Below are 23,037 nucleotides of genomic sequence, written 5' to 3' on the forward strand. Positions count from 1 at the left end.
GATCTCCTGAATCCCAAGAATTTTTCCCTTTATTTATTTGGGTTGTAAACGTTCCATTACAGTTTGTTTATATAACCTGCCGATAGGAATTTCTTTTTGTGCCAACTGAACCGACAATCCATTGTAGCCGGCTATTTTACTCAGCGATACCATGTAAGAACGATGCACACGCATAAACTTATGTTCTGATAATAAGTTTTCCATGGCAGAGATCGATTGCTTTACAAGAAAGTGTTTGCCATCGCTCAGAAAAACCATGACATAATCTTTCCAGCTTTCGAGATAGTCGATCTCATTTACAAAAACCTTCTTCATATCCTTATCAACTTTCAGGTACACAAAAGCAGCTGAACTGTTTGTTTCCGCAGTTGCTACAGCTGAAGTTTCATGTCCCATCATTCGATTCAGTTTAGTAATCGCTTTAAAAAAACGTTCAAATGAAACTGGTTTCACCAGGTAATCAACTGCATCTAATTCAAACCCATCAACAGCATACTCCCTGTAGGCCGTAACAAAGATCACCTTGGGAGGATGTGAAAGATTTTTCAGAAACTCTGTGCCAAGTATGCGTGGCATTTTTATATCGAGGAATATAACATCAACAGCTTTTTGTTGCAGAATACTCAACGCTTCAATTGCATTTCTGCACTGGCCCACAATCTCAAGGCCGTTAATGGCAGCAATGTAGGTCGACAACACTTTTAATGCCGGCGGTTCATCATCTATAAGCAGGCAGCGAAGTTTCATGCTGTGTGGTTTGTGGGATGAACATGGAAGCAGATGTAAAACTGGCAGCAGGAAGTTCATCAGCCAAAACCAACATCAACGATACCACAAAAAAACTTCCTTCATCATTTATTTTTAATTCGTGTTTGCCGGGATAGATAAATGCAAGACGCTGCTTCACATTGTCGATACCAATGCCTTTATCACTTTCGGGAACATATTCATTTTTGCTATTGGCAATTTTACAACGAAGCGTTCCGTGTTGTACCGATATGTCAACACCAAGCCACGGTTTTTCTATTTGTTCTGACACGCCATGTTTAAATGCATTTTCAAGGAACGGAAGTAACAACAATGGCGCAATCAATTTGTCTTTGATTTCCCCTTCTACACACCACGATATTTCAATTTTGTTACCATACCTTTCCCGCTCCAGATCGATATAATTTTTCATGATATCGATTTCTTTTTCAAGTCGCACTTCATCTGTTTTACAATCGTAAAGCATATAACTCAGCAATGATGAAAGTTTTAAAATAAGGCCGGGTGTTTTAGGTGAGTTATCGAGTGAAAAAGAATAAATGTTATTAAGTGTATTAAATAAAAAATGCGGGTGCACCTGCGCCTTCAACAACTGAAGCTCAGCAGTTGTTTTTTCCTGCTGCGCTTGTATCCATTCTCGTTGTTTGATTGTCCACAGTTTAAAGAATTTAATGATCATAGGGCTTGCTGCTGAAGTGGTCATACACAAATAGCAAAAAGCAAGTGGTCCTCTCGGCAAAATGTTATCTAACCCCATTGCTTCCTGCGCCGGAATTAACACATAACTTCTGTAACCCGCATCAATATAAAGGCCTACCACTCCCCATAGTAATACAAACAGAAAGAATTGCCACACTCTTCCTTTTAATAAAAGATGCGGAATAGCACCATACACCAATGGATAACCAAATATAATAAACGCTGGTACCCACATGACCATATTGAGCAGTTGCCGGCCATATGAAAGGGGTACGCCCATCACCATCCAAAAGGCAGCCCATACTGCAACATGAAATGTCCAATAAAGTAAGTGCCGCCATATACGATAGCGGGAAGAAAAAATAAATTCGTTATAGAGGAAGGAGTTCATTTTCTTGTCTTACACAAGTTAAACAATTACGCAGGATCATTTCAATACGGAAAGATGAAATAGACTAAATGCCAGTATTTCCGACAAACAACATTTTTCGTCGCCAAAAACCTTTGGTGCACACCCTCCTGTTGTATTTCCGCAAATAAGTTCGTTCAGCGATTGCATGTCTGTTGCAAAAAAGTAGCAGTCTATCTTGTTTACACAAGCATGCCGTAAAAAGGAATTGAGCCTTTGTAAATAAATGCAGAACAGAATATCAGCAACCGAAATAATAATCATCATCAAACTATACATCATCAATTACAAAACACTTCATTATGAAAAAGAACATTCTCTATGCACTTTTATTTGCATCACTAACATTTCTTCATTATTCCTGCCAGAAAGAAATTTCAGTTACAGGCAAAGAAACATCATCCGAAATCGCAATTAGAAACAGCGACCAGGGCCATTTAAAACAAACCAAAACATTTTCCGCCGATGTTGCTATTCAATGGATGAACATGCAGGTATGGCAGATGTATAAGTATCCGGGCATTATCGGCAACGTGGCTTACTCACGCCATTATGCTTACAGCGGTATTGCTTTATATGAAGCAGTAGTACCGGGTATGCCGGCTTACCAATCAATTGCCCCGCAACTGAACGGGTTAACCGGTTTGCCAAAAACAAAACCCGGTGCAGGTTATCATTGGGCTGCAAGCGCCAACGCTGCATTAGCTTACATGAATAAAAAGCTTTTTCCTGCAGCGAGTGCGGAAAATAAAGCAGCAATGGATGATCTTGAAGCAACGTTGCTTGCACAATACAGTAACGAAGCCGATGCGGCCATCATTGAACGGTCTGTTGCATTTGGCAAAGCAGTTGCCGAAGCCGTATTGAACTGGGCAGAAACTGATGGCTACCAGAATATCAATAATCCGTATACACCGCCTGCTGATAAAATTGGAGGTGTTTATTGGACACCGCCAGCTGTGTTGCCTGTGCATAGTTTACCTTATATCGGAAATCTTCGCAGAATAGTGGCGAATAGCGGTGATGGTGCAGCATTGCCTCCCCCACCTTATGATGAACTTGAAGCGATGACGATTGAAGTAATTCAGGCAAAACCAAATCCCGGTGAACAAGGTTTTTTTAAAGCATTCTGGTGGAGAGATTTCCCCGGAACAAGTACCCCCGGCCATTATGTAAGTATTTTAAGACAGGTGTTACAAAAACAACACGCAAGTCTTGATGTAGCAGCGCTTGCTTATGCACTGGGTGGAATTATTGATGTTGATATAACCATCAGCACATGGCAGGATAAATACAAATATCTTTTAGCACGACCATTTAATTACGATGATGTGATTGGCCAACCATTTACCGCACTGCTTGGCGCACCTCATCCGGAATATCCTGCCGGTCATGCTACATTATCTTCAGCCAATGCAGAAGCAATGACAGCCATATTTGGCGACAACTATTCTTTTACTGACAGTACATTTTATATTTATGAAACCGTTAATCCTGTAGGAAGCAAACAACCTCCACGCTCTTTCAACTCTTTCCGTGAGGCTGGAGAAGAAGCCGGCTGGTCAAGACTCTACGGAGGCATTCACTATCGCATTTCAATTGAGAGAGGATTTTGGCAAGGAAGAAAAGTTGCACATAACATTATTTCTTCTCTGAAATTCCTGAAAGATTAACCGGCTTGTTGAGGGCAAACATTTCCGCCACAAAAATTGTAAAGCCACACCTATAAAACAAAAGGGAGTCTTTCGACTCCCTTTCTTATTTCACTTCTCGCTATATACTTAAGCTTTGTATTGAGGAATCAGGCTGTTTGCCATATCCACCATTTTCTTAATGCCATCTTCAGGTAATGCACCTTTCTTAAATTCAGCCAATACATCCGGTAATTTGGTTTCCATTTCATGTAAGAAATGTTCTTCAAATTCTTTCATCTTACGTACCGGAACAGCATTCAGTAAACCATTTGTACCTAAGTAGATGATTGCAATTTGATTTTCTACTTTGTATGGAGAGTACTGTGCCTGCTTCAGGATTTCCACGTTACGTCCACCTTTATCAATTACAGATTTTGTAGCAGCATCCATATCACCACCAAATTTAGAGAAGGCTTCCAACTCACGGTAAAGAGCCTGATCAAGTTTCAGTGTACCTGCAACTTTCTTCATTGATTTGATCTGAGCGTTACCACCCACACGGCTTACAGAGATACCTACGTTGATCGCCGGACGGATACCTGCGTTGAACAAGTTACCTTCTAAGAAAATCTGACCATCAGTAATTGAGATCACGTTTGTAGGAATGTAAGCAGATACGTCACCAGCTTGTGTTTCAATGATCGGCAATGCAGTTAATGAACCACCACCTTTTACAAGATGTTTGATGCTGTCTGGTACATCGTTCATGTTCTTCGCAACGCTATCATCGTTAATTACTTTTGCTGCACGCTCAAGCAAACGACTGTGGAGATAGAATACGTCACCAGGATATGCTTCACGACCAGGAGGACGTTTCAGCAACAATGATACTTCACGATAAGCTACGGCCTGTTTAGAAAGATCATCATAAATGATCAATGCAGGACGTCCGGTATCACGGAAGAACTCACCAATGGCAGCACCGGCGTAAGGAGCATAGAACTGTTGAGGAGCCGGATCACTTGCAGATGCTGCAACAATTGTTGTGTACTTCATGGCACCGTTATCTTCCAATGTTTTCATAACACCGGCAATAGTTGATGCTTTCTGACCAATCGCTACATATATACAGTATACAGGCTTACCTGCTTCGTAGAATTCTTTTTGGTTGATGATGGTATCAACTGCAATTGCAGTTTTACCAGTCTGACGGTCACCAATAATCAACTCACGCTGTCCACGACCAATAGGAATCATTGCATCGATGGCTTTGATACCTGTTTGCAGTGGTTCTTTTACCGGCTCACGGAAGATTACACCTGGCGCTTTACGCTCCAATGGCATTTCATATAATTCGCCGGTGAGAGGACCTTTACCATCAATTGGTTCGCCCAATACGTTGATCACACGACCGCTCATACCTTCACCAACTTTGATAGAGGCGATCTGACCTGTACGACGAACTGTAGAACTTTCTTTGATACCCTTTCCTTCACCCATCAATACCACACCCACGTTATCTTCTTCAAGGTTAAGTGCAATGGCACGAACACCATTGTCGAACTCTACCAGTTCACCGTAGCGAACGTTGTTCAATCCATATACACGGGCAATACCATCACCCACTTGTAATACGGTACCTACTTCTTCCAAATCAGCACCAACGTTAAAGTTGCTTAACTGCTGGCGAAGTATCGCTGAAATCTCATCCGGTTTAATATCTGCCATGACGCTTGCTTTATTTAGCCCCCACGCTCTGTTGAATTGTGAGGAAAGTTTACAATTGAATTTTTATCTGATGTTTCTGATATATGTATTTTTCTGGAATTGCTTCTGGATGTCTCTCAGATCACGTGCAATACTTGCATCTACCAGGTTGCCATTATACTCCAGTTGAAAGCCGCCAATAATTGCTTCGTTCACCACATTCTCCAGTTCAACATGTGCCAGCTTCGCATCTGTTTTCACCTTATTTGCAATTGCCGTTTTCAACTCTTCGCTAGCAGGTGAAACAGTGATGAGTTTCACTTTGTGAATACCTTTTATTGCATTGTACTGATCAATAACAGCATGGGCAATTTCAGGCAATGTTTTTTCACGCCCTTTCTTCACGATCAGGTTTACAAATGCAGAAGAAAGCTTACTGATGTTTTTGATAATGATCTCATTCACGATCTTCTCTTTTGTATCAGCATTAATAACAGGGCTGCGCAATACATTCGTAAACTCCTTGCTTTTCTTGCACACATCCTGCAAATATTTCATATCGGCATACACCGCTTCCAGTTCATTTCTCTCTTGTGCGAGATCAACCAGAGACTTTGCATAACGACCTGCGAGACGGGGATTTTGCATGTTATAAATTCAGCTTTTAGCCTTTAGCTGCAAGCTGCAAGCTAACGGCTTACAACTAACAGCTTATTGCTGTATTAATTTAATTTAATTTCTTCAGCCAGTTTGCCAATGTATGCTTCCTGTTCTGTTTTATTTGCCAGTTCACGACGCAATACTTTTTCGCTTACTTCTATTACCAGGTTACCCACCTGATTTTTTACATCAGTGATAGCAGCCATCTTCTGTTGGTTGATAGCAGCTGTTGCTTCCACCATAATTTTATTGGCTTCTGTTTTTGCCTGCTCTTTTGCTTCGTTTACAATTTTATCTCTTGTTTCACGAGCTTCTTTCAATAACTGGGCTCTTTCTTCACGTGCTTTTGCGAGCAACGATTCGTTCTCGTTTTTCAACTGAGCCATCTCAGCTTTTACTTTTTCAGCAGTTTCCAGTGCTTCGGCAATACCTTGCTCTCTTTCGTGCAAACCTTTGATAATTGCAGGCCATGCGTATTTTTTCAGAATGAAAAACACAACAAGGAAAGCAACCAGCGTCCAGAAGAGTAAACCTAAAGCGGGAGTAAGTAAACCCATGATTTATATATTTTAAAACGTTCGATTTTAGTTTAAAATACTGCATCCTCCGCCCTGTGCTTTGGATGCAGTAAAATGTTTGTGCGGCAATGATTAGAGTACCATTGCAAGGAAGCCTACGATAATAGCAAACAGAGCAGCTCCTTCTACGAGAGCCGCAGTAAGGATCATGTTTGCACGGATGTCGTTAGAAGCTTCTGGCTGACGGGCAATTGATTCTAATGCACCTTTACCAATCTGACCGATACCGATACCGGCACCTACAGCTGCTAAACCTGCACCTATTGCACCACCTGCATTTGCTACCGCATCTAAAAGAATTAAATCCATTGTTTTGAATTTATGATTGTGAAAAATAAAACGATTAATGATGAGCTGCTTCTTCACCGTGACCATGATCACCTTCCATTGCCTGGCTGATGAATACAGCAGTAAGCATAGTGAAGATGAAGGCTTGCAGGAAAGCAACCAATATTTCGATGAAATAAATAAAGATGGTGAATGGGATTGAGATCACGGTTGATCCAATACCAAAACCCTGTCCTAATTTTTCTGTGAATACGAAGATCAAGGAGATCAAACAGATAATGATAATGTGACCCGCCACCATGTTGGCGAAAAGACGTATGATCAATGCGCCTGGCTTAATTAACACAGCACTCAACAATTCTACAGGCACCAATATGAATTTTACACCTAATGGTACGCCAGGAGGATTGAAGATGTGCCCCCAGTAATGTCTGTTTGAACTGAACAGGATAACGATGAACGCAATAATACCCAACACAACTGTGAAGGCAATATTACCTGTTACGTTTGCTGAACCCGGAACCAATCCGAAAATATTATTGATGAGGATAAAGAAGAACACAGTTAGGAGGAAAGGAAGATACTTGGGTGATTTTGCGCCAAGGTTTGGAACCGCTACCTCGTCACGAACAAACGTAATGATCGGTTCAAAAAAGTTTTGCTTCCCTTTTGGAGCTGATGTTACGCCAAGTCCTTTGCCGTATGCTTTTGCAATGCTGATGAGTATCCAAACAAGAACGATCAATGCCAGCAACATCTGCACCACGTTACGGGTGAGCGACAGATCATAAAACTGTTCGTTGGGATCGCTTGATACGATCTTCTCGCCAATCTCTTGTTTTACAAGCTTGTAACCATTGTATTCTGCATGGCCATGTTCAAATTTTGAAGACATGAACACCGACAAACCTTTTTGCTGCGAATAAATAATAACGGGGAGTGGGAAACCTACGGCATGACCGTTCCAATCGAAAAAATGAAAGTCATGACCGTCCATGATATGGCCGAAAATCACTTCTTTGGCATCAAAGCCTTCCTTTTTAGGAGCATGCTCGCCTTCCTGCGCTGCCGGTTCATGCTCAGCCGGTTCGTGCTGTGCTAAAACAGGAGCTGATATTCCCATAAAAAAAACGCTGAAAACCGCTACCAATAAGGATTTGATGCTCTTGAACGCCATACGTTTCCTAAATTTGGCGCAAAGATAAGGGGCGGCAGGTGAAAAACGGGGAAATGATAAACCGAAAAAGGAAAAAAGTTGTTCAGGTTAATCGAGGCCCATTTTGCGGCGCTCTTCTTTAATTTTTTCGAGTTCAATTACATCAAGTTGGTCTTTAGGTCGGGATACTGCCTTTTTGTTGGCGAGTAATTGGTTGAGGTGCAGGAAGGGTACCATGATTCCATTCAAATCTGCAACCGAAGCCTTTTGTAAACAATCGTCAAAAGAATAGCCTTCAAGACCTTTCATAGCTGTCATGATATCTAATACAATTCCGTCTCCGATATAAAACTCTGACCAACCTGGCACGAATTGCATAGTCTCTAAGGATTCATAATCCCCATAACCCAATTCAATGAAAGCCTTTCGAAGATTTTGCCGGTTTTGAAGAGAATCCTTGATCCACATATCAGCATCCTTTGTTGCCCGCATATAACCATGCATGTTAACAGCAAAACCGCCAACCATGATATAAGCAACGTGATTTTTATTTAATGATTCCCAGAAAAGCAAGAGACTGTCGTTGTAAACATCCATATTCTGATTGTTTATTCATCCAGCTTCTTATGAGTGATCTTTGCAGTGGAAAGCATTTTGCCAATGCGCATGAGGCGGCAAAATACCGTGAATTTTTCCTCATCAGTCATAAGAATAGCTTCCCGCCTTTTAGCTGTTTCGTATTCTTCTTGTCTTGAATAGGGAATAAATGTTTCATTCAAGATTGAGAGTTCAGAATTTGTATCGTACTTCTTCTTTTCCACTGTCTGCAAGATAAAAAATATCCCCTGCTTTACCTACTTGAGCATAAGTTAAACTACAGCCTTCGAAAACTGCATTTCATGCAGCTTGGCATAATAACCGCCGAGCAAAAGTAATTCATCGTGGGTGCCCATTTCCTTGATCTCACCCTTATCTAATACAATGATCTTATCGGCTTTGCGGATTGTTGAAAGTCGATGTGCAATCACAATGGAAGTGCGGCCTTCAATCAGCTTATCGATGGCATGCTGGATCATTTGTTCGGTTTCTGTATCAACAGATGAAGTGGCTTCATCCAGGATCAAAACAGATGGATTGAATAATAATGCCCGGATGAAACTCAACAGTTGCCGCTGTCCCTGGCTCATGGTGGCACCACGTTCCATTACATTAAAATCATAATTGCCCGGCAAACGCATGATGAAATCGTGCAGACCGATAAGTTTGGCTGCTTCTATCACTCTTTCTTTACTGATGTTTTCATTACGCAGTGTTACATTATCTGTAATGGTACCTGCAAACAGGAACACATCCTGCAATACCACACCAACCTTACTGCGTAAAGCATCCAATTCATAATCTTCTAATTCAACGCCATCGAGCTTAATAGCACCCTTCTGAATATGATAAAGACGGTTGAGCAAACTTATGATAGATGTTTTACCACTACCTGTATGCCCAACAATAGCAACGGTATCACCCGGATTTACGGTGAACGAAAGATCTTTCAATACCCAGTTCTCATCGTTATAAGCAAACCACACATGATCAAATTCAATTTTACCGGGCACAGCACCTTCGGGTTGAAATGCATGATGAGCAGAAGGCGCAATCTCATCCGTATTATCCATCACTTTAAATACACGTTCGCTCGCCACCATACCCATTTGCAATACGTTGAATTTATCGGCAATAAAACGAAGCGGACGAAACAACATATTCAGCAAAATGATGAACGCCATAATTTCACCAGCCATTTTTGCCGCCTCACCATTTGTAGCTGATACTGCTTGTCCTGCCCCAAACCAAACCAACAAACCCAATGATATTGCCAAAATAATTTCCACTACCGGAAAGAATACCGAGTAAGCGAAAATGGCATGAATATTAGCATTGCGGTGATCTCTGTTGATCTTATTAAATTTATTAAGCTCTTTTTGCTCTACGGCAAATGCCTGCACAACCTGCATACCTTGTATATGCTCCTGTACAAAAGCATTGAGTGCTGCCACTGCATTTCGCACACGATGAAAACTTTTATTTACACTTTCTTTAAAATAATAGGTGGCTAGAATAAGGAATGGAAAAGGAATTAAACAAACCAGCGTCAACTGCCAGTTGATATAAAACATCGTAAACAATACAGCGATGATGGTTAGAAAATCCGCAAGAATTGGTATGAAGCCTTCTGCAAATACATCACTGATGGTTTCAATATCATTAACTGTGCGTGTGGTTAAAGTACCAATAGGTGTTTGGTCGAACTGGCGGAGATTTAAGCCAAGTATTTTTTTGAAGACATTGACACGCAGGTCTCTTACCACTGTTTGTCCAAGCCATGCTGTATAATAAGAAAAGAAAAAACGAAGAACAGTTTCAAGAATGATGAGAGCAATCTGGAAGATGGTAATGCGGATCACCATTTCGGCAACATTGTGCTGTATATAATCATTCACCGTTGTGTTGATCAACCATGGACGAATGGGCGCCATTACTGCCAAAACAATCGCCAGGATGATTGAGCTGTTCAGTCGTCTTCTGTATGGCGATGCATAGCGGATGATCCTGCCGAGTAAACGGAAATCGAATACTTGTTTTTTCCCTTCTTTCTGTGCCAAGCCTTTTTAAAATTTAGGGGCAAAGTTAAACGCTTTCATTTTGCGGCAGCAATACAGGATATTAACCGGAAGCTAAAAAGGATGAATGGCAAAGCCTACGATTTGTATTTGCGGTTAAAATAGAACAATGAAAACAAACTGGCCAGCACACCCACTGCCGCAAACACAATCACCAACTGCGAATAAAACGAAACCCAGTTCAATTGTAGTTTCAGCAATTCTTTTGATAACATCACTGAAATACTGCCGAGATAACCCCATGCATCGGCGGTATAAATTAAGAAGCCAACATTACCTGCAATGCTGAAGGATGCAAGCAGCCGTTCGAAGAACACACTATTAAACAATACATAAGAAATATAAAGACCCAACCCGGTGAGCTGCATCCACAAGGCACCATCGAGCAATGATTGCCTGTATAAGAATGAAGCAATGCCCGTCAATAAAAATCCAACGATCAGCAACACATGAATAATGCGGAAAGCACGCATATTCTTTCGCACAAACACAAGCATACCGATCAATCCAAGCACCACCAACGAAGTAATGGTTTCTGTTTTTGCAAATACGGATGCATTGCCACCATAACCAAGCTCAGTCCACATATTGCCCATATAATTATCACGGAGATCACGCATAATAGTGAGCAATAAATAAATAATGACAAACGCAACAACGCCAGCGCTGAACTGTTGTAAAAATTTCTTTCGTTCCGGTTGATTCATTGGCAAACGCACTGTTCGTTCTGCTACATCATCTGTATCCGGGAAAGGAGCTTTTTCAAGCAGCGCATAAAAAACAACCAACGGCACAGCAAACAAAGAAGCTGTTGCAAACGGCATCCAGTATTCACTGACATTCCAATCGAGCAATAACCATTTGCCTACACTCCTGCTGAAGCCACCTGCAAAAATGAAACTCACGGCCAGCACCACACCAATAAAATCAGTTGCCCTTCTTCCTTCAACATAACTAAATATAACACCCCACATAAAACCAAGTGTAAATCCATTAATAAGAAAACAAAGCATTCCAAATGGAACAGGAACAACAGCAAATAATAATAAACTTAACCATGCCACTCCAACCATTAGTAAACTTGTTTTCCAACGGCCCTGCCGCCGTAATTCAGATATGAATTTGATCCCATAAAATTTACTGAGCATGTAACCAATTACCTGACTGATGATGAGCAGGGTTTGATAAGATACATTCCAGAATTTCAACCCATCAAACGTTGCTACTGTAAATGGTTTACGGAATGCAAAGATGGAAGCGTAAGTAAAGAAAACAACAACAGCTAAGTAAACTGCTGCTGCTATTTGCTTAGCTGTAAAAGTTGAAGGGGTATTTATTTGTTGACTCAAAGCAACGGGAAGATAAATGTTTTTTCGGGTGACTCACCCGGCCAAATTACATTTCACCTGTTGATTTGCGGTATGCTTTAATAAAGATTGCGCCGAGATTTTTGTGCGGTGGCACGTAATCTTTCATCAGTTCGCTTGCTTTTGCATCGCCCTTAACTGAAGCAGTGATCTGTTGCCAGATGGGGATCCATTCAATATTTTTTCCGTTGCGGATATCTTCATTCAATGCACGAAGAATTGGTTCGTTCACCGAATAACTACCCACCTGTTTGGTGGAGATGATATGCGCATCTTCATTTACATTCAGAATCTTCGCCAGGTTTTGGTAACCGCCACATGAACCTAACATCACAATTCGTGATGAGGGCAACATTTGCTGAATGGTATATTTCAAATGATAACTGTGGCCACGATGCACCACAATTGAAGGATTGATATTATTCTTTGTAAGATAGTTAATCAAACTTTCCTGTGCTTTTGCATCAAGATCCTGTTTGTAATCGAGCGGCAGGTTTGCATAGATCGTATAAGGCTTTCCTTTTGTTGAAGTGATCGTTACCCACTCTTTACCTGTTACCACTTTCCACTCAGGTTTGCCATTGAACATACCCATGAAATTGCGGAAAGAAGTTATCCCATCTTCATCACCATAAAAGAACACATGTTGCACCACTGCGCCACTGCTATCTGCTATGCTGCTGTAATCTACTTTATATACCGGCGGTATGCCAAGTATTGCAGACAGATCCATGGATGGATCTGATGCTGACTTAAACAATGTTTGCAGAATATTATAAATCACTTCACCTTTCCGATCTTTATTCTGCAAACTTTCCTCATAATTCTTTTTCACCTGTTGCTTTAAGAAATTCTGCAGATCAACATTGGTAATACTTCCATAACTATCGGCCACATCCACTGCATCCTCCAATGAGTTGGTTTTCTGCAAACCATTTACAAAAGCATGCATCAGTTGTGTGCCACGTAACTCAGGCATCGATTTCAGAAAGTCATCAAGACGATTATAATTCGCCGCCATTTTAATAAACTTCTTGAAACGGTCGAAATGAACTGTCATCAGCAATGAATCACTTCTGCGGCCGGGGAAGCGTGTCATCATACGATCATACAACTTAGTATATGTGCTGGTATAAATAACTTCTTCTGTTGTAACAATGAGGTAATAAATTTCTTCGGAAGTAAGCGGATCGCTCACACGCATACGCACTGCATCAGGTGAATCATGAAGATCATTCATCACATTCACAAACACATCGGTTGCTTTACGTTCCAGCATCTGGTATAATACAGAAGCTAAAACCGGGGTATCGCCGGTTGAAATACGGTCATAGTACTTCACCTGTGTTTTCACCAGTAACTTATAATAAGCCAGCTCATTTTCAACAACTGCCTTTATATCGTCGATCTCAAGTCTTTTATTCAATAACTCATCAAGAAACGGTAGGTACAAAGTACCGTTCATGATACCGCTAAGTCTTGCTATGGTTTGAACCTTTGGATTGGTATTACGACGGATGATTCTGGCTGCAACTGTTTTTGTTGCCTGTGCATAGGTGTACACTTCCAACGGAATTTTATCAGCAGCAAGTATAATTAAACTATCAGCAAAGGGTTCGTTCTCAAACGGAGCAATACCCGATAAAATATTTGATGGATCAATTCTTGCTTTTTTCAGGAACACCATTTTTTTGATCTCAGGTAACTCTTTGGCCTGTACAAAAATGGTTGATAATACTTCAGCACCCTGGTAGGGCAACTTATTAAAAACAGGCATCAGGCTTTCACCACTCTGCTGCAAACGCATACATTCTTCATAACTATTGAACAGTTGTGGAACAAGCGGAGCAATCTCCTTATCCTTTGCACGAACGGCTATGGCCTGCAGCAATTCCCGTAAAGAACGCAACTGACCGATCTTGAAATTATTATCACCTTCCATCCGTTCTATATCGAGCTGCAATTCATCAACACGACGCAACACCACATCTGTAATCTGGATATTCAGATCTTCATTATTCGTAAGCTTCAGGAAATTATCGATCTTACCATCAACACGGTCGGTACGTTTTTGTTCCTTATCAATATTCTCATGCCATATCACACGGGTCATCGGGATATCAATCTTCGAAGTATCGAACGTTATTCTGTTTTGCGCAAAAGCTCCAAAAACAGAACAGGTAAGCAAAGCTGTGAGTGTATATTTTCTCATTATGTACAAAATTAGCCTCTATTTTTCATTCAGCAGCGAGGCGGTGCATCGGGTATACTTACAAAAACATGCCGAAAGCGCTAAAACTCGTTAACAATTTTATAATATTACCTTGGAGTTTGCATAGGAGCATGCGTATAAATTTGCAGCACAGTCATGGAGCCCAAAGGAAAAAAAATTCTTATTGCCGACGACGAGCCGGATATCCTCGAGATATTAGAATACAATCTAACAGTTGAAGGATATACGGTTGTGAAGGCAAAAGATGGCGACGAAGCCCTGCATACCGCCAAACAACAGCATCCCGATCTTATTATTCTTGATGTAATGATGCCCCGCAAAACAGGCATGGAGGTTTGCCAGATCTTACGATCTCAACCTGATTTTGCTGATACCCGCATTATTATGCTCACTGCTTTAAATGATGAAGCCAATCACATCAAAGGCCTTGAAATGGGTGCCGATGATTATGTGAGCAAACCCATCAGCCCCAAAGTACTCATCAGCCGGGTGAATGCACTCTTCCGCCGAACATTCAAAGGCGATGAAACCATTATTAAGGTGGGCGACCTGCAGATCGATAAAGAACAGTTTCTTGTTAAATACAACGGGCAGGATATTATACTCGCTAAAAAAGAATTTGAATTGCTGGCTCTCCTTGCTTCAAAACCTGGCCGTGTATTCCTTCGTCATGAAATATTGAACCAGGTGTGGGGTGCTGATGTAATTGTGGGCGACCGCACTATTGATGTACACATCCGCAAGATCAGGCAAAAACTAAACATCGATTGTATTACAACCGTTAAAGGTGTTGGTTATAAGTTCGAACTTGGCACTAGTTGATTTACATTTGTTTGTTATTAAACAACAAACAGCATGCTCAACTCCCGTCAGATAAACCCGATCCAGGTTGCAGCGATCAACGCCTTCACCATCTCATTACTGGTTGGCCTGGCGAATTATTTTTTTATCCGCAGCTGGTGGATCGCTTTGTTGAGTTTTGTGGTGCTCTTTATTATCAGTTACCTGCTTATCCGTTATTTTACCGAACGGTTTATCTACCGGCATATTAAACTCATTTACAAATTCATTTCTCAAACAAAAGCTACCAAGCGGGAAGAATTCTACAACAAATCACTGTTACCCGAAAAAAGTTTGCAGGAAGTAAGTGAAGAGGTGGAGAAATGGGCAGAACAAAAGAAAGCAGAGATTGAAACCCTCAAGCAAAACGAGCAGTACCGCAAAGAATTTTTACAGAATCTTAGTCATGAATTGAAGACACCCATTTTTGCAGTGCAGGGTTATGTTGATACATTACTTAGTGGTGCGATGCATAAAGAAGAAGTAGCAAAAAAATTTTTACTGAATACTTCTAAGAATATCGATCGCCTGGTTAACCTTGTTGATGACCTCGATGAAATTTCGAAACTGGAAAGCGGTGAACAGGAATTGTACAAGGAAAATTTTGTGATCCAGGAGCTTGTTGACGAGATCTTCGACAGTCTTTCGATTAAAGCGGCTGCCAAGAATATCAAAACCTTTATTAAAAAAGGTTGCGAATTGCCCATTACTGTTTATGCTGATAAAGAAAAGATCCGCATGGTACTGATCAACCTGGTTGACAATGCGATTAAGTACGGCAAACAAAACGGCAGCATCAACTTTAGTGCTTATAAAACCCATGAAAATCTTGTATTGATTGAAATCAGTGATGATGGTTTTGGCATTGCAGAAGAACACCTCACCCGTATTTTCGAACGTTTTTACAGAACCGATCTTGCTCGAAGCAGAAAGGAAGGCGGTAGCGGATTGGGGCTTTCTATCTGCAAACATATTGTGGAAGCACACGGGCAAACCATGCATGTACGCAGCAGGCTCGATGTGGGCACTACATTTGGTTTTACACTACAGGGTCGTGTGGAGGTTGAAGGGGAATAATTATTACTCTTCAACAACCGGCACCCTCAGCAAACTTTATATTCATTGTGGTAGAAAAATCACCACTAAAGACACAAAGGATTTGCACGAACAACACAATGCAAACCCTTCTTCCCCTAAAATAAAAGACCGTCCTGAAGAATCAGAACGGTGTAGTTCCCAGTCAAGTCATGAGAAAAATGAACCCTCGATTGATTGCTATAAACTGTGCTAAACGATTAAGTTTTTAACTGATGATGTAAAGATGCAATTGCAGTTTTACCGCATTATTATCAAAGCATGTAGGAATTGTTATTTCAACAACAAGCTGCAAGCTTTTAGCAATACAATTGCCGTTTAAGAACATTTCTTGCTTACTGCAAACAGCTAAAGGCTTACAGCTCCAACACAAAAAAGCCCCCTGAGAACAGGAGGCTGTAGAGGATACTTGCTTAAGGAAATCCTTCAACTCGTTTTACGAGTAAATTATTTCGAATAATCATTTGTTTGTGGCGTAAAGCTCGTCCAGCCTGCCATCCAGTTCGTTGTTCCGAATGCTCCAATATAAGTTGTAGTTGTAAAACCTGTTAAACCGTAAAAGCTTGCACCTGCTAAAGCCGGGCTACCTGCTTTAGGTAAGAAGTTAGGCGCAGTCAGGTTAAATGGATTCTCTAACATTACATCGTTTGCTGATGCAAATGTTTTACAGCTATCTACACCCTCAGCCTTTGCCTGCACTGTTGCAGCATTGATCAATGAAGTACTGCTTACTTTGTAAGGCTCAACTACACCATGCACCAGGTTATGACGGAAACGTGAACGACCATCAATGTATGCAGCAGCAGTTGAATCACTTTCAAACTGGAAGCCTGCTTTTTGATAACCAATAAGGATAGAGTTGGTTAAAGCAAATTGAGTTGAACGACGGAAACGTGTTGTGAAGTTGTGATTACCTAATGTTCCATCTGCACCATTTGGACCCACAAATGTGAAGTTGCTCAATTGAGGGCGTGTGCGTGGAGAAGAAACTGTACCCGGACCATCATTGTCGCACTCAATACCGTTGCCTGCATCGCCGCCATCTACAAATTTCGGATCACGCAATGAAACAGCAAACTGAATGCGGCCATTGTAACCAAAATCAAAATCGAAATCATCATCGGCTGTCGCAAATGCAATGAGATTTTTACAATTCACATTTCCACCAAAAAATTCATACGCATCATCGTTACCATAAGACACCTGAACATTTTCGATCACTGTGCCATTACCAACACCGCCCAATGTTAAACCGTTAATCTCAGAGTTAGGATCGGCTGCAATACCGGCAAACTCGATACGTACATAACGGATGATGCCGCTGTTATCATTCGCAATACTTCCGCCATACACCGCATTCACACCACCTTCAATAATTGGAGTTGTTGTACGGTTTGTTGGTGCATTACCCAATAAAATAATTCCACCCCAATCACCTGGCTTACGTTCGCCCGGTTTTTTACCTGATGTAAAAATGATTGGTTCGCTTGATGTACCATCGGCGATCAAACGGCTGTTTTGCTCAACAATCAAAGCACCTTTTTGAACAGTATCACTAACAATCACTGAACCTGCAGCAAGTGTTAAACGTGCACGGTTGTTTATATACACATATCCCTTTAAAACATATCTGCCTTTTGGCAACTCAACATTCTCGTTAATTACGCCTGAGATTGTTTTAGCAGAAATAAACTTATCCTGTAACGATGTTCCAACCGGTGTAGTACCGGTGTTAGTAGTAGAATCATCAATGTTTACTTTAATACAGGCAGTAAAACTTACCGTAACTGCTGCAGCCAATGTCCATAAAAGCTGTTTCATATTCTTTGTTTGTAGTTTTTAATTTTTTGTTGATGAATTATTTTCCTTTTAAATCAAAATCATAAGTAAAGGCAACGGTGAATGTTGTACCGGGATTAAAAGAGCTGAATGTTTTATCGGTACCCGGTTGATAACTTTTTGCACTGTTCCTGTTCTCATATGTTTGAATGGGTTGATTCAGCAGATCACTGATGGTTAACCGAACTTCACCTTTACGTTTGATCACTTTCTGTGAGATCTGGATATCGAATAAGTCACGTGGGCGCTCATAGATATCACCAAAATCAGTATTACCAACCAATGCTAAACGCTGACCGATTTTGTTATACAATATAGATGCACCAAATCCTCCTTCAGAATCATACTGTAAACCTGCATTCACGAGGTAGGGTGATTGACCCTGCAACGGACGACTTGTTGCCGGCAATGGATTACCAGAAGCATCTGTGTTAGCTAATAATACTTCAGAGAAAATAAAGGATGCGTTACCGGTAATGAATAAACGTTTTAACCACTCAGAAGATTTAGAGAAGAAAGAAAGATTCTTTCTGAATTCAAATTCAGCACCATACAGATCAGCACTTACTGCATTCTGGAATTGGTATTGACGACGTGTTGCCACACTCGCACTGTTCAAACGTAATTCAATAGGATCAGTAAACTGTTTGTAGAACGCTGCTGCTGAAACAACTTCACCGGCTTGTGGATACCATTCGTAACGAACATCAGCATTTAAAATACTGCTGCGTTTAAGATCAGGTGTACCTGCAGTTGAAGCAATGGTTTCAAAATCGAAGAATGTAAACGGTGCAATTTCACGGAACTCAGGTCTTGCCACAGTGCGTGAACCCGCAATACGGATATTCGTTCTGTTAACAGGACTATAGGTTAAATTGAACGAAGGAAGGAAATCGATTTTCTCTGTATTGATCACAACAGCTTTATCTGTTCCCTGTTGTTGCGACTTTAAGAACTGCTGGAAACTTTCAACACGTGAGCCCCACACCAAACGCCATTTATCACCCAGCTTATTATCAAACATTATATAAGCTGCATTCAATGCAGAGATACCAAAATATTTATCCTGTGGGTTCTGTAATGAAGTGGTCATTTCAAAACCATTTCCTTTCAGGAAATTTTCGCTTGCAAAAATTCTGTTGTAAGGTAGGAGGTTAAGATTTGCATCACCAGGTTCACCATAACCAAGGATAATCGCCCTGAAATCACGGATACGCACCAATGCATTACCACCTGCTTTAACGGTTTGCTTTTGCTTACCGATATTGAATGTGTAGGCAAGTGATAAATTGTAACCCGCTGCATGATCTGTAAGATTGCTGAAGAAACGGTTGGTATTGTTACCACGCAGGTTAACGGCGAATGGATCGTTTGTACCAAGACTACGGCCATAAGTCAACACACGCAGATCAGGTTGTTCTTTACTGTTGTATGAATAGTTGATGTTCCAGGTAGCTTTCAGATCACGCCAGAAAGTATGTGTACCTTCTAATTGTGATGAGAGTAAACTTCTTTGGTTTACCACAGAAGAACGTAGATAAATATCCTGCAGGTTTTCTGTATTTGGTCCCTGACGGTTATAGTAATTATCTTCATAAAGTTGGTTGAAGAGATTCTTCAATGCAATTTTATGATTCTTTTTCGTCCATGCAAAGTTTGCAAGTGCGCCAATTGATGTGCTGTATTTATTCTGCTGATCTTCGTACGAGAAAAATGCTTGGCCACCATCTCTTTCAAACAACTCCTTTGTTGCGTTATACAACAATTTTGAATTGCGGTAAGTAAGACCAATTACTGATCCAAATGCTCCACCTTTTTCACTACGCACTGCATTTGCCCATGTAAGATTATACGATTGGATAGGTCCTGCAACTGAATTTTGTTCAGCCCATACATCATCACGGAAATCAGCAGCGATCTCTCTGCGTTGCTCAGCAGACAATGTATTGAACACGCCATACTTCACCGGGTAAGATGAGGGAAGGTTTCTTCTGTCATCAAATCCTAAAAAATCAGTCGCACCACGTTCGTTGCTGATGAATTGTTTAAATGCTGATTGCGTATTGAAACCAAAACCAACACCAAGTGTCAACGAATTTTTTGTCGGGATATCTTTTGTATTGATCTGCACCAAACCACCTGCAAACTCACCGGTAAGATCAGGTGTTGCTGTTTTGTTGATGATGATATTATCAATCAACTGCGAAGGAATCACGTCGAATGAAAACGCTTTTTTATCAGGCTCTGATGATGGCAACTGTGCTCCATTGATGAGTGCCTGGTTGTAACGATCGCTCAAACCACGAACGATCACAAACTTATTATCCTGGATAGAAGCTCCACTTACACGCTTCAACACTTCACCGGTATTTTTATCGGGTGTTCGACGGATAAAATCGGCAGACAAGCCACTTGATAAAGAAGTGTTGTTACGTTGAAAGCTTAATAAACCGGAAGTGTTTTCTCTGCGGGCTGTGCTGCGGATCACAATTTCAGTTCCTTCTTTTGCAGCAACATTCAACATGATAGTAATTGTATTATCTATCTCTGTTGTCTTTACTTCTACTTCATCCACGGCTTTGGTTTGATAACCAACTGCCGTAACAGTGAATGTATATTTCTTTCCCGTTTCTAAACTGATCACAAAACGGCCTTCAATATCAGCTGCAAAAGAGCGGTTGATCTCCGATACAGAAATCGACGCTCCGGCAATAGGTTCATTCTTTTGGTTTAGCACACGGCCATTCAGGCGTACGGTTTGTGCAGATGTAGAGAGGGCGATGAATAAAAGTAAAAAGAGGGTAATTAATTTCCTTAAATTTTTCCTTTGCATAGTATCAGGTTGATGCCGCAAAGGAACTCCTGCAATGTTATCGCAAAGTGAAGGCCACGTTAAGGAAACATTACTTGCATATTAAGCCAATGTTAACAGCTTTAGAAACGGAACTGTAAACGACAGGTAAACACATTGTCCTTAAGATCTTTTGTATAGCCTGCCAATTGTGTTTTTTCGTTCTTAACAATGGCGTAGTAAAGCAAGAGTTTTACATTCTCTGTAATATAATTTACGTAACCAAGGTTAAGTGTTGAGTATTTTATATTCGCTGCGGATAAGTTTGATCCTGGTGCACCTATTTCCATTCCTTTTGCTTTACTGTTAGGATCGTACCAATCATATTTTACAACAAGCTGATGTTGTTCTGAGAACAGGTGTTGAAGAAAATAAAAATACGCTCCGTTAAACTGGCGGATATGAAAACCATCATTTGCAGCAACCAATGCAACAGGTGTTTCACTGTTAGTAGCTGTTCCTGTTTGTGTTCCGGTTAAATATTCACCTCTCAATTCAGTAAAACCTTTACGGTTGCGGAATTTCAGCTGAAGATCTGCTCCGTAATATTTACGTGGGGAAACTGCACCAATATTTGTGAGTGAAGAATCAACCATCAATTTTGTTACACCTGCTTCTTCCGTTGTTTTATACTTATACTTTGTGTTTTGCAATAACCCACCTTGCAAAATAGATACACCTGATGATATGATAAATTTCTTTCCAAGCGGATGTGGCTTCAAAGCAATTCTTCCCATCAGATCTTTGGTATTATCAAAATCACCGGTGGCGTTAATACCTTGTCCGTTAAATAAACCCAGGTCCATTTTTAAAAACCGAAGCTTGTGATCTTTCTTTCTTGGTTCAAACGTAAGCATGGCACCAAGGTCACGCTCACTTTTCATTAATGTTTGGCTCATGCGTCCACGTTCCGGGCTTTCACGATCACTACTGCTCACGTTTACCTCATATCCAATTGGCCGGGCAAACATACCTGTGGTGAAAGCAAACATCTGGTACTTATTTTCAAACACACGGCCCCACACATCACGAATGGTAAAGCCACGCTCATTTACATCAAACTGGAAAACGATCTGTACGCCAGGTTTGGTTTCTTTACCGAAGTGTACATAATCAATGCGTACACGGCTGCGGCGCAGCATGAAACGGTTGTTTACATTGGCAGCAAAATCGGTGCCTTCAAAATTCTTTATGCCTTTTGATTCAGCGAGTTGGAACTGAGGTTGGATATAGCCTGACAGGCGCAAATGATCAAATTTCTTGTAAATACCGAGCATCCCCTTGCCTGCTTCTTTGGTGGTATCGATCATATCCATTAGAAACTGGGCGTTGCCTGCCAGGGGCAAAGCGATGAGCAGAGCCACTAAAGCCCTGTAAAACAATTTATTCATGTAATTTCCTTAAGCGCTGCAAAGGTATTAAGCCCCTCACCCTGTTAGGTTAAGAAATTATTAGCTCTGTGTTAAGAAATCATTAAGTCATTAAATTGAGGTAGGTCGCAATCGCATTATTTTACCTTTGCCGAAATTTAAAAACCGCTATGTCAGTTATTAGTTCATTCATGAAGTTCTTCTTACCCAAAGACCGTGTTTTTTACCAGTTGTTTGAAGAAGTATCTGTAACCTCATTAGAAATGGCCGTGCTCTTAAAGAAAATGGTAAATGAACGTGAGTTCGATATAAGGGCCGACATTCTCCGCCAGATCGAAGACCTGGAACATAAAAATGATGATCTTACCCATAAGATCTTTACTGAGCTTAGCCGCAACTTTATTACGCCTTTTGATCGTGAAGACATTCACTATCTCGCCACTGCAATGGACGATGTGGCCGATTATATTTTCGCTTCTGCAAAAAAGATAAACTTCTACCGTGTAGATCCGCAGCATGAGAGTTTCAGCAAAATGGCTGAATTGATTGTACAAGGTTGCGAAAACATTAAAATAGCTGTTACTGAATTAAAAGATATGAAGAACATGCGCCAAATCACGGATGCGTTAGTGCGTGTGAACAGTATCGAAAATCAGGCTGACGATGTATTTGATTACAGCATTGAACGCCTGTTTGCAACCGAGAACGATGCAAAAGAAGTGATCAAGAAAAGAGAGATCTACCAGGTGATGGAAATTGCAACTGATAAGTGCGAAGATGCAGCCAATGTAATTGAATCCATCATTGTTAAATACGCATAACCCAATTTGAAATCCTGAAAACATAATCATTTGAAAATGCAAAGCGA

General features: G+C 40.8%; 19 protein-coding genes. 4 read left to right on the forward strand and 15 right to left on the reverse strand.

Going from position 1 to position 23,037, the window contains the following annotated elements; translation table 11 throughout:
- Nucleotides 1–33: 33 nt before the first annotated feature.
- Nucleotides 34–747, reverse strand: a complete 714-nt coding sequence (locus tag VK159_RS17410; protein WP_324231443.1) for a LytTR family DNA-binding domain-containing protein — start codon at nucleotides 745–747, stop codon at nucleotides 34–36.
- Nucleotides 719–1,858 (reverse strand): sensor histidine kinase, encoded by a 1,140-nt coding sequence (locus VK159_RS17415; protein WP_324231444.1) that lies wholly within the window; start codon nucleotides 1,856–1,858, stop codon nucleotides 719–721. Before VK159_RS17415 ends, VK159_RS17410 begins: the two co-directional genes overlap by 29 nt.
- A gap of 320 nt (nucleotides 1,859–2,178) precedes the next feature.
- On the opposite strand from VK159_RS17415, the gene VK159_RS17420 reads away from it, so the two are divergent.
- Nucleotides 2,179–3,549, forward strand: a complete 1,371-nt coding sequence (locus tag VK159_RS17420; RefSeq protein WP_324231445.1) for a vanadium-dependent haloperoxidase — start codon at nucleotides 2,179–2,181, stop codon at nucleotides 3,547–3,549.
- 108 nt (nucleotides 3,550–3,657) lie between these two features.
- On the opposite strand, the gene atpA is transcribed toward VK159_RS17420, so the two are convergent.
- From atpA to VK159_RS17470, 10 genes are all read right to left on the reverse strand, one after another.
- Nucleotides 3,658–5,238: a F0F1 ATP synthase subunit alpha gene (atpA, locus tag VK159_RS17425; RefSeq protein WP_324231446.1), complete on the reverse strand. Its 1,581-nt coding sequence runs from the start codon at nucleotides 5,236–5,238 to the stop codon at nucleotides 3,658–3,660.
- Between the two features lie 63 nt (nucleotides 5,239–5,301).
- Complete coding sequence (atpH, locus tag VK159_RS17430) at nucleotides 5,302–5,865, reverse strand: ATP synthase F1 subunit delta (RefSeq protein ID WP_324231447.1); 564 nt, start codon at nucleotides 5,863–5,865, stop codon at nucleotides 5,302–5,304.
- Nucleotides 5,866–5,939: 74 nt separating this feature from the next.
- Complete coding sequence (gene atpF / locus VK159_RS17435; RefSeq protein ID WP_324231448.1) at nucleotides 5,940–6,434, reverse strand: F0F1 ATP synthase subunit B; 495 nt, start codon at nucleotides 6,432–6,434, stop codon at nucleotides 5,940–5,942.
- 93 nt (nucleotides 6,435–6,527) lie between these two features.
- Nucleotides 6,528–6,764: an ATP synthase F0 subunit C gene (gene atpE, locus VK159_RS17440; protein WP_182803889.1), complete on the reverse strand. Its 237-nt coding sequence runs from the start codon at nucleotides 6,762–6,764 to the stop codon at nucleotides 6,528–6,530.
- Nucleotides 6,765–6,798: 34 nt separating this feature from the next.
- Entirely contained in the window at nucleotides 6,799–7,920 is a 1,122-nt protein-coding gene (gene atpB / locus VK159_RS17445; RefSeq protein WP_324231449.1) for a F0F1 ATP synthase subunit A, read from the reverse strand.
- Between the two features lie 87 nt (nucleotides 7,921–8,007).
- Entirely contained in the window at nucleotides 8,008–8,496 is a 489-nt protein-coding gene (locus VK159_RS17450) for a hypothetical protein (RefSeq protein WP_324231450.1), read from the reverse strand.
- An 11-nt stretch (nucleotides 8,497–8,507) separates the two neighbouring features.
- Entirely contained in the window at nucleotides 8,508–8,720 is a 213-nt protein-coding gene (locus VK159_RS17455) for a hypothetical protein (protein WP_324231451.1), read from the reverse strand.
- Nucleotides 8,721–8,768: 48 nt separating this feature from the next.
- A complete protein-coding gene (locus tag VK159_RS17460; protein ID WP_324231452.1) occupies nucleotides 8,769–10,556 on the reverse strand; it encodes an ABC transporter ATP-binding protein in 1,788 nt (595 codons plus the stop codon).
- Between the two features lie 95 nt (nucleotides 10,557–10,651).
- The gene (locus VK159_RS17465) at nucleotides 10,652–11,923 is read right to left on the reverse strand and encodes a DUF5690 family protein (protein WP_324231453.1); all 1,272 of its coding nucleotides are present in this window, start codon (nucleotides 11,921–11,923) and stop codon (nucleotides 10,652–10,654) included.
- A gap of 46 nt (nucleotides 11,924–11,969) precedes the next feature.
- Entirely contained in the window at nucleotides 11,970–14,153 is a 2,184-nt protein-coding gene (locus VK159_RS17470) for a hypothetical protein (protein WP_324231454.1), read from the reverse strand.
- Between the two features lie 156 nt (nucleotides 14,154–14,309).
- Here VK159_RS17470 and VK159_RS17475 point away from each other — a divergent pair, with 156 nt between their 5' ends.
- Complete coding sequence (locus tag VK159_RS17475) at nucleotides 14,310–14,996, forward strand: response regulator transcription factor (RefSeq protein WP_324231455.1); 687 nt, start codon at nucleotides 14,310–14,312, stop codon at nucleotides 14,994–14,996.
- Between the two features lie 33 nt (nucleotides 14,997–15,029).
- The gene (locus VK159_RS17480) at nucleotides 15,030–16,091 is read left to right on the forward strand and encodes a sensor histidine kinase (protein ID WP_324231456.1); all 1,062 of its coding nucleotides are present in this window, start codon (nucleotides 15,030–15,032) and stop codon (nucleotides 16,089–16,091) included.
- A 465-nt stretch (nucleotides 16,092–16,556) separates the two neighbouring features.
- Here the strand turns inward: VK159_RS17480 and VK159_RS17485 are convergent, their stop codons facing one another.
- The 3 genes from VK159_RS17485 to VK159_RS17495 form a co-directional block, all read right to left on the reverse strand.
- Nucleotides 16,557–17,930, reverse strand: a complete 1,374-nt coding sequence (locus VK159_RS17485) for a hypothetical protein (RefSeq protein ID WP_324231457.1) — start codon at nucleotides 17,928–17,930, stop codon at nucleotides 16,557–16,559.
- Between the two features lie 37 nt (nucleotides 17,931–17,967).
- Nucleotides 17,968–20,781 (reverse strand): carboxypeptidase regulatory-like domain-containing protein, encoded by a 2,814-nt coding sequence (locus VK159_RS17490; protein ID WP_324231458.1) that lies wholly within the window; start codon nucleotides 20,779–20,781, stop codon nucleotides 17,968–17,970.
- A 101-nt stretch (nucleotides 20,782–20,882) separates the two neighbouring features.
- The gene (locus tag VK159_RS17495; protein ID WP_324231459.1) at nucleotides 20,883–22,190 is read right to left on the reverse strand and encodes a porin; all 1,308 of its coding nucleotides are present in this window, start codon (nucleotides 22,188–22,190) and stop codon (nucleotides 20,883–20,885) included.
- A 149-nt stretch (nucleotides 22,191–22,339) separates the two neighbouring features.
- Between VK159_RS17495 and VK159_RS17500 the strand changes: the two genes are divergently transcribed.
- A complete protein-coding gene (locus VK159_RS17500; RefSeq protein WP_255460292.1) occupies nucleotides 22,340–22,990 on the forward strand; it encodes a DUF47 domain-containing protein in 651 nt (216 codons plus the stop codon).
- Nucleotides 22,991–23,037: the final 47 nt, after the last annotated feature.

This window comes from Lacibacter sp. (assembly GCF_035299325.1).
In the GTDB taxonomy this organism is placed as follows: Bacteria; Bacteroidota; Bacteroidia; order Chitinophagales; family Chitinophagaceae; genus Lacibacter.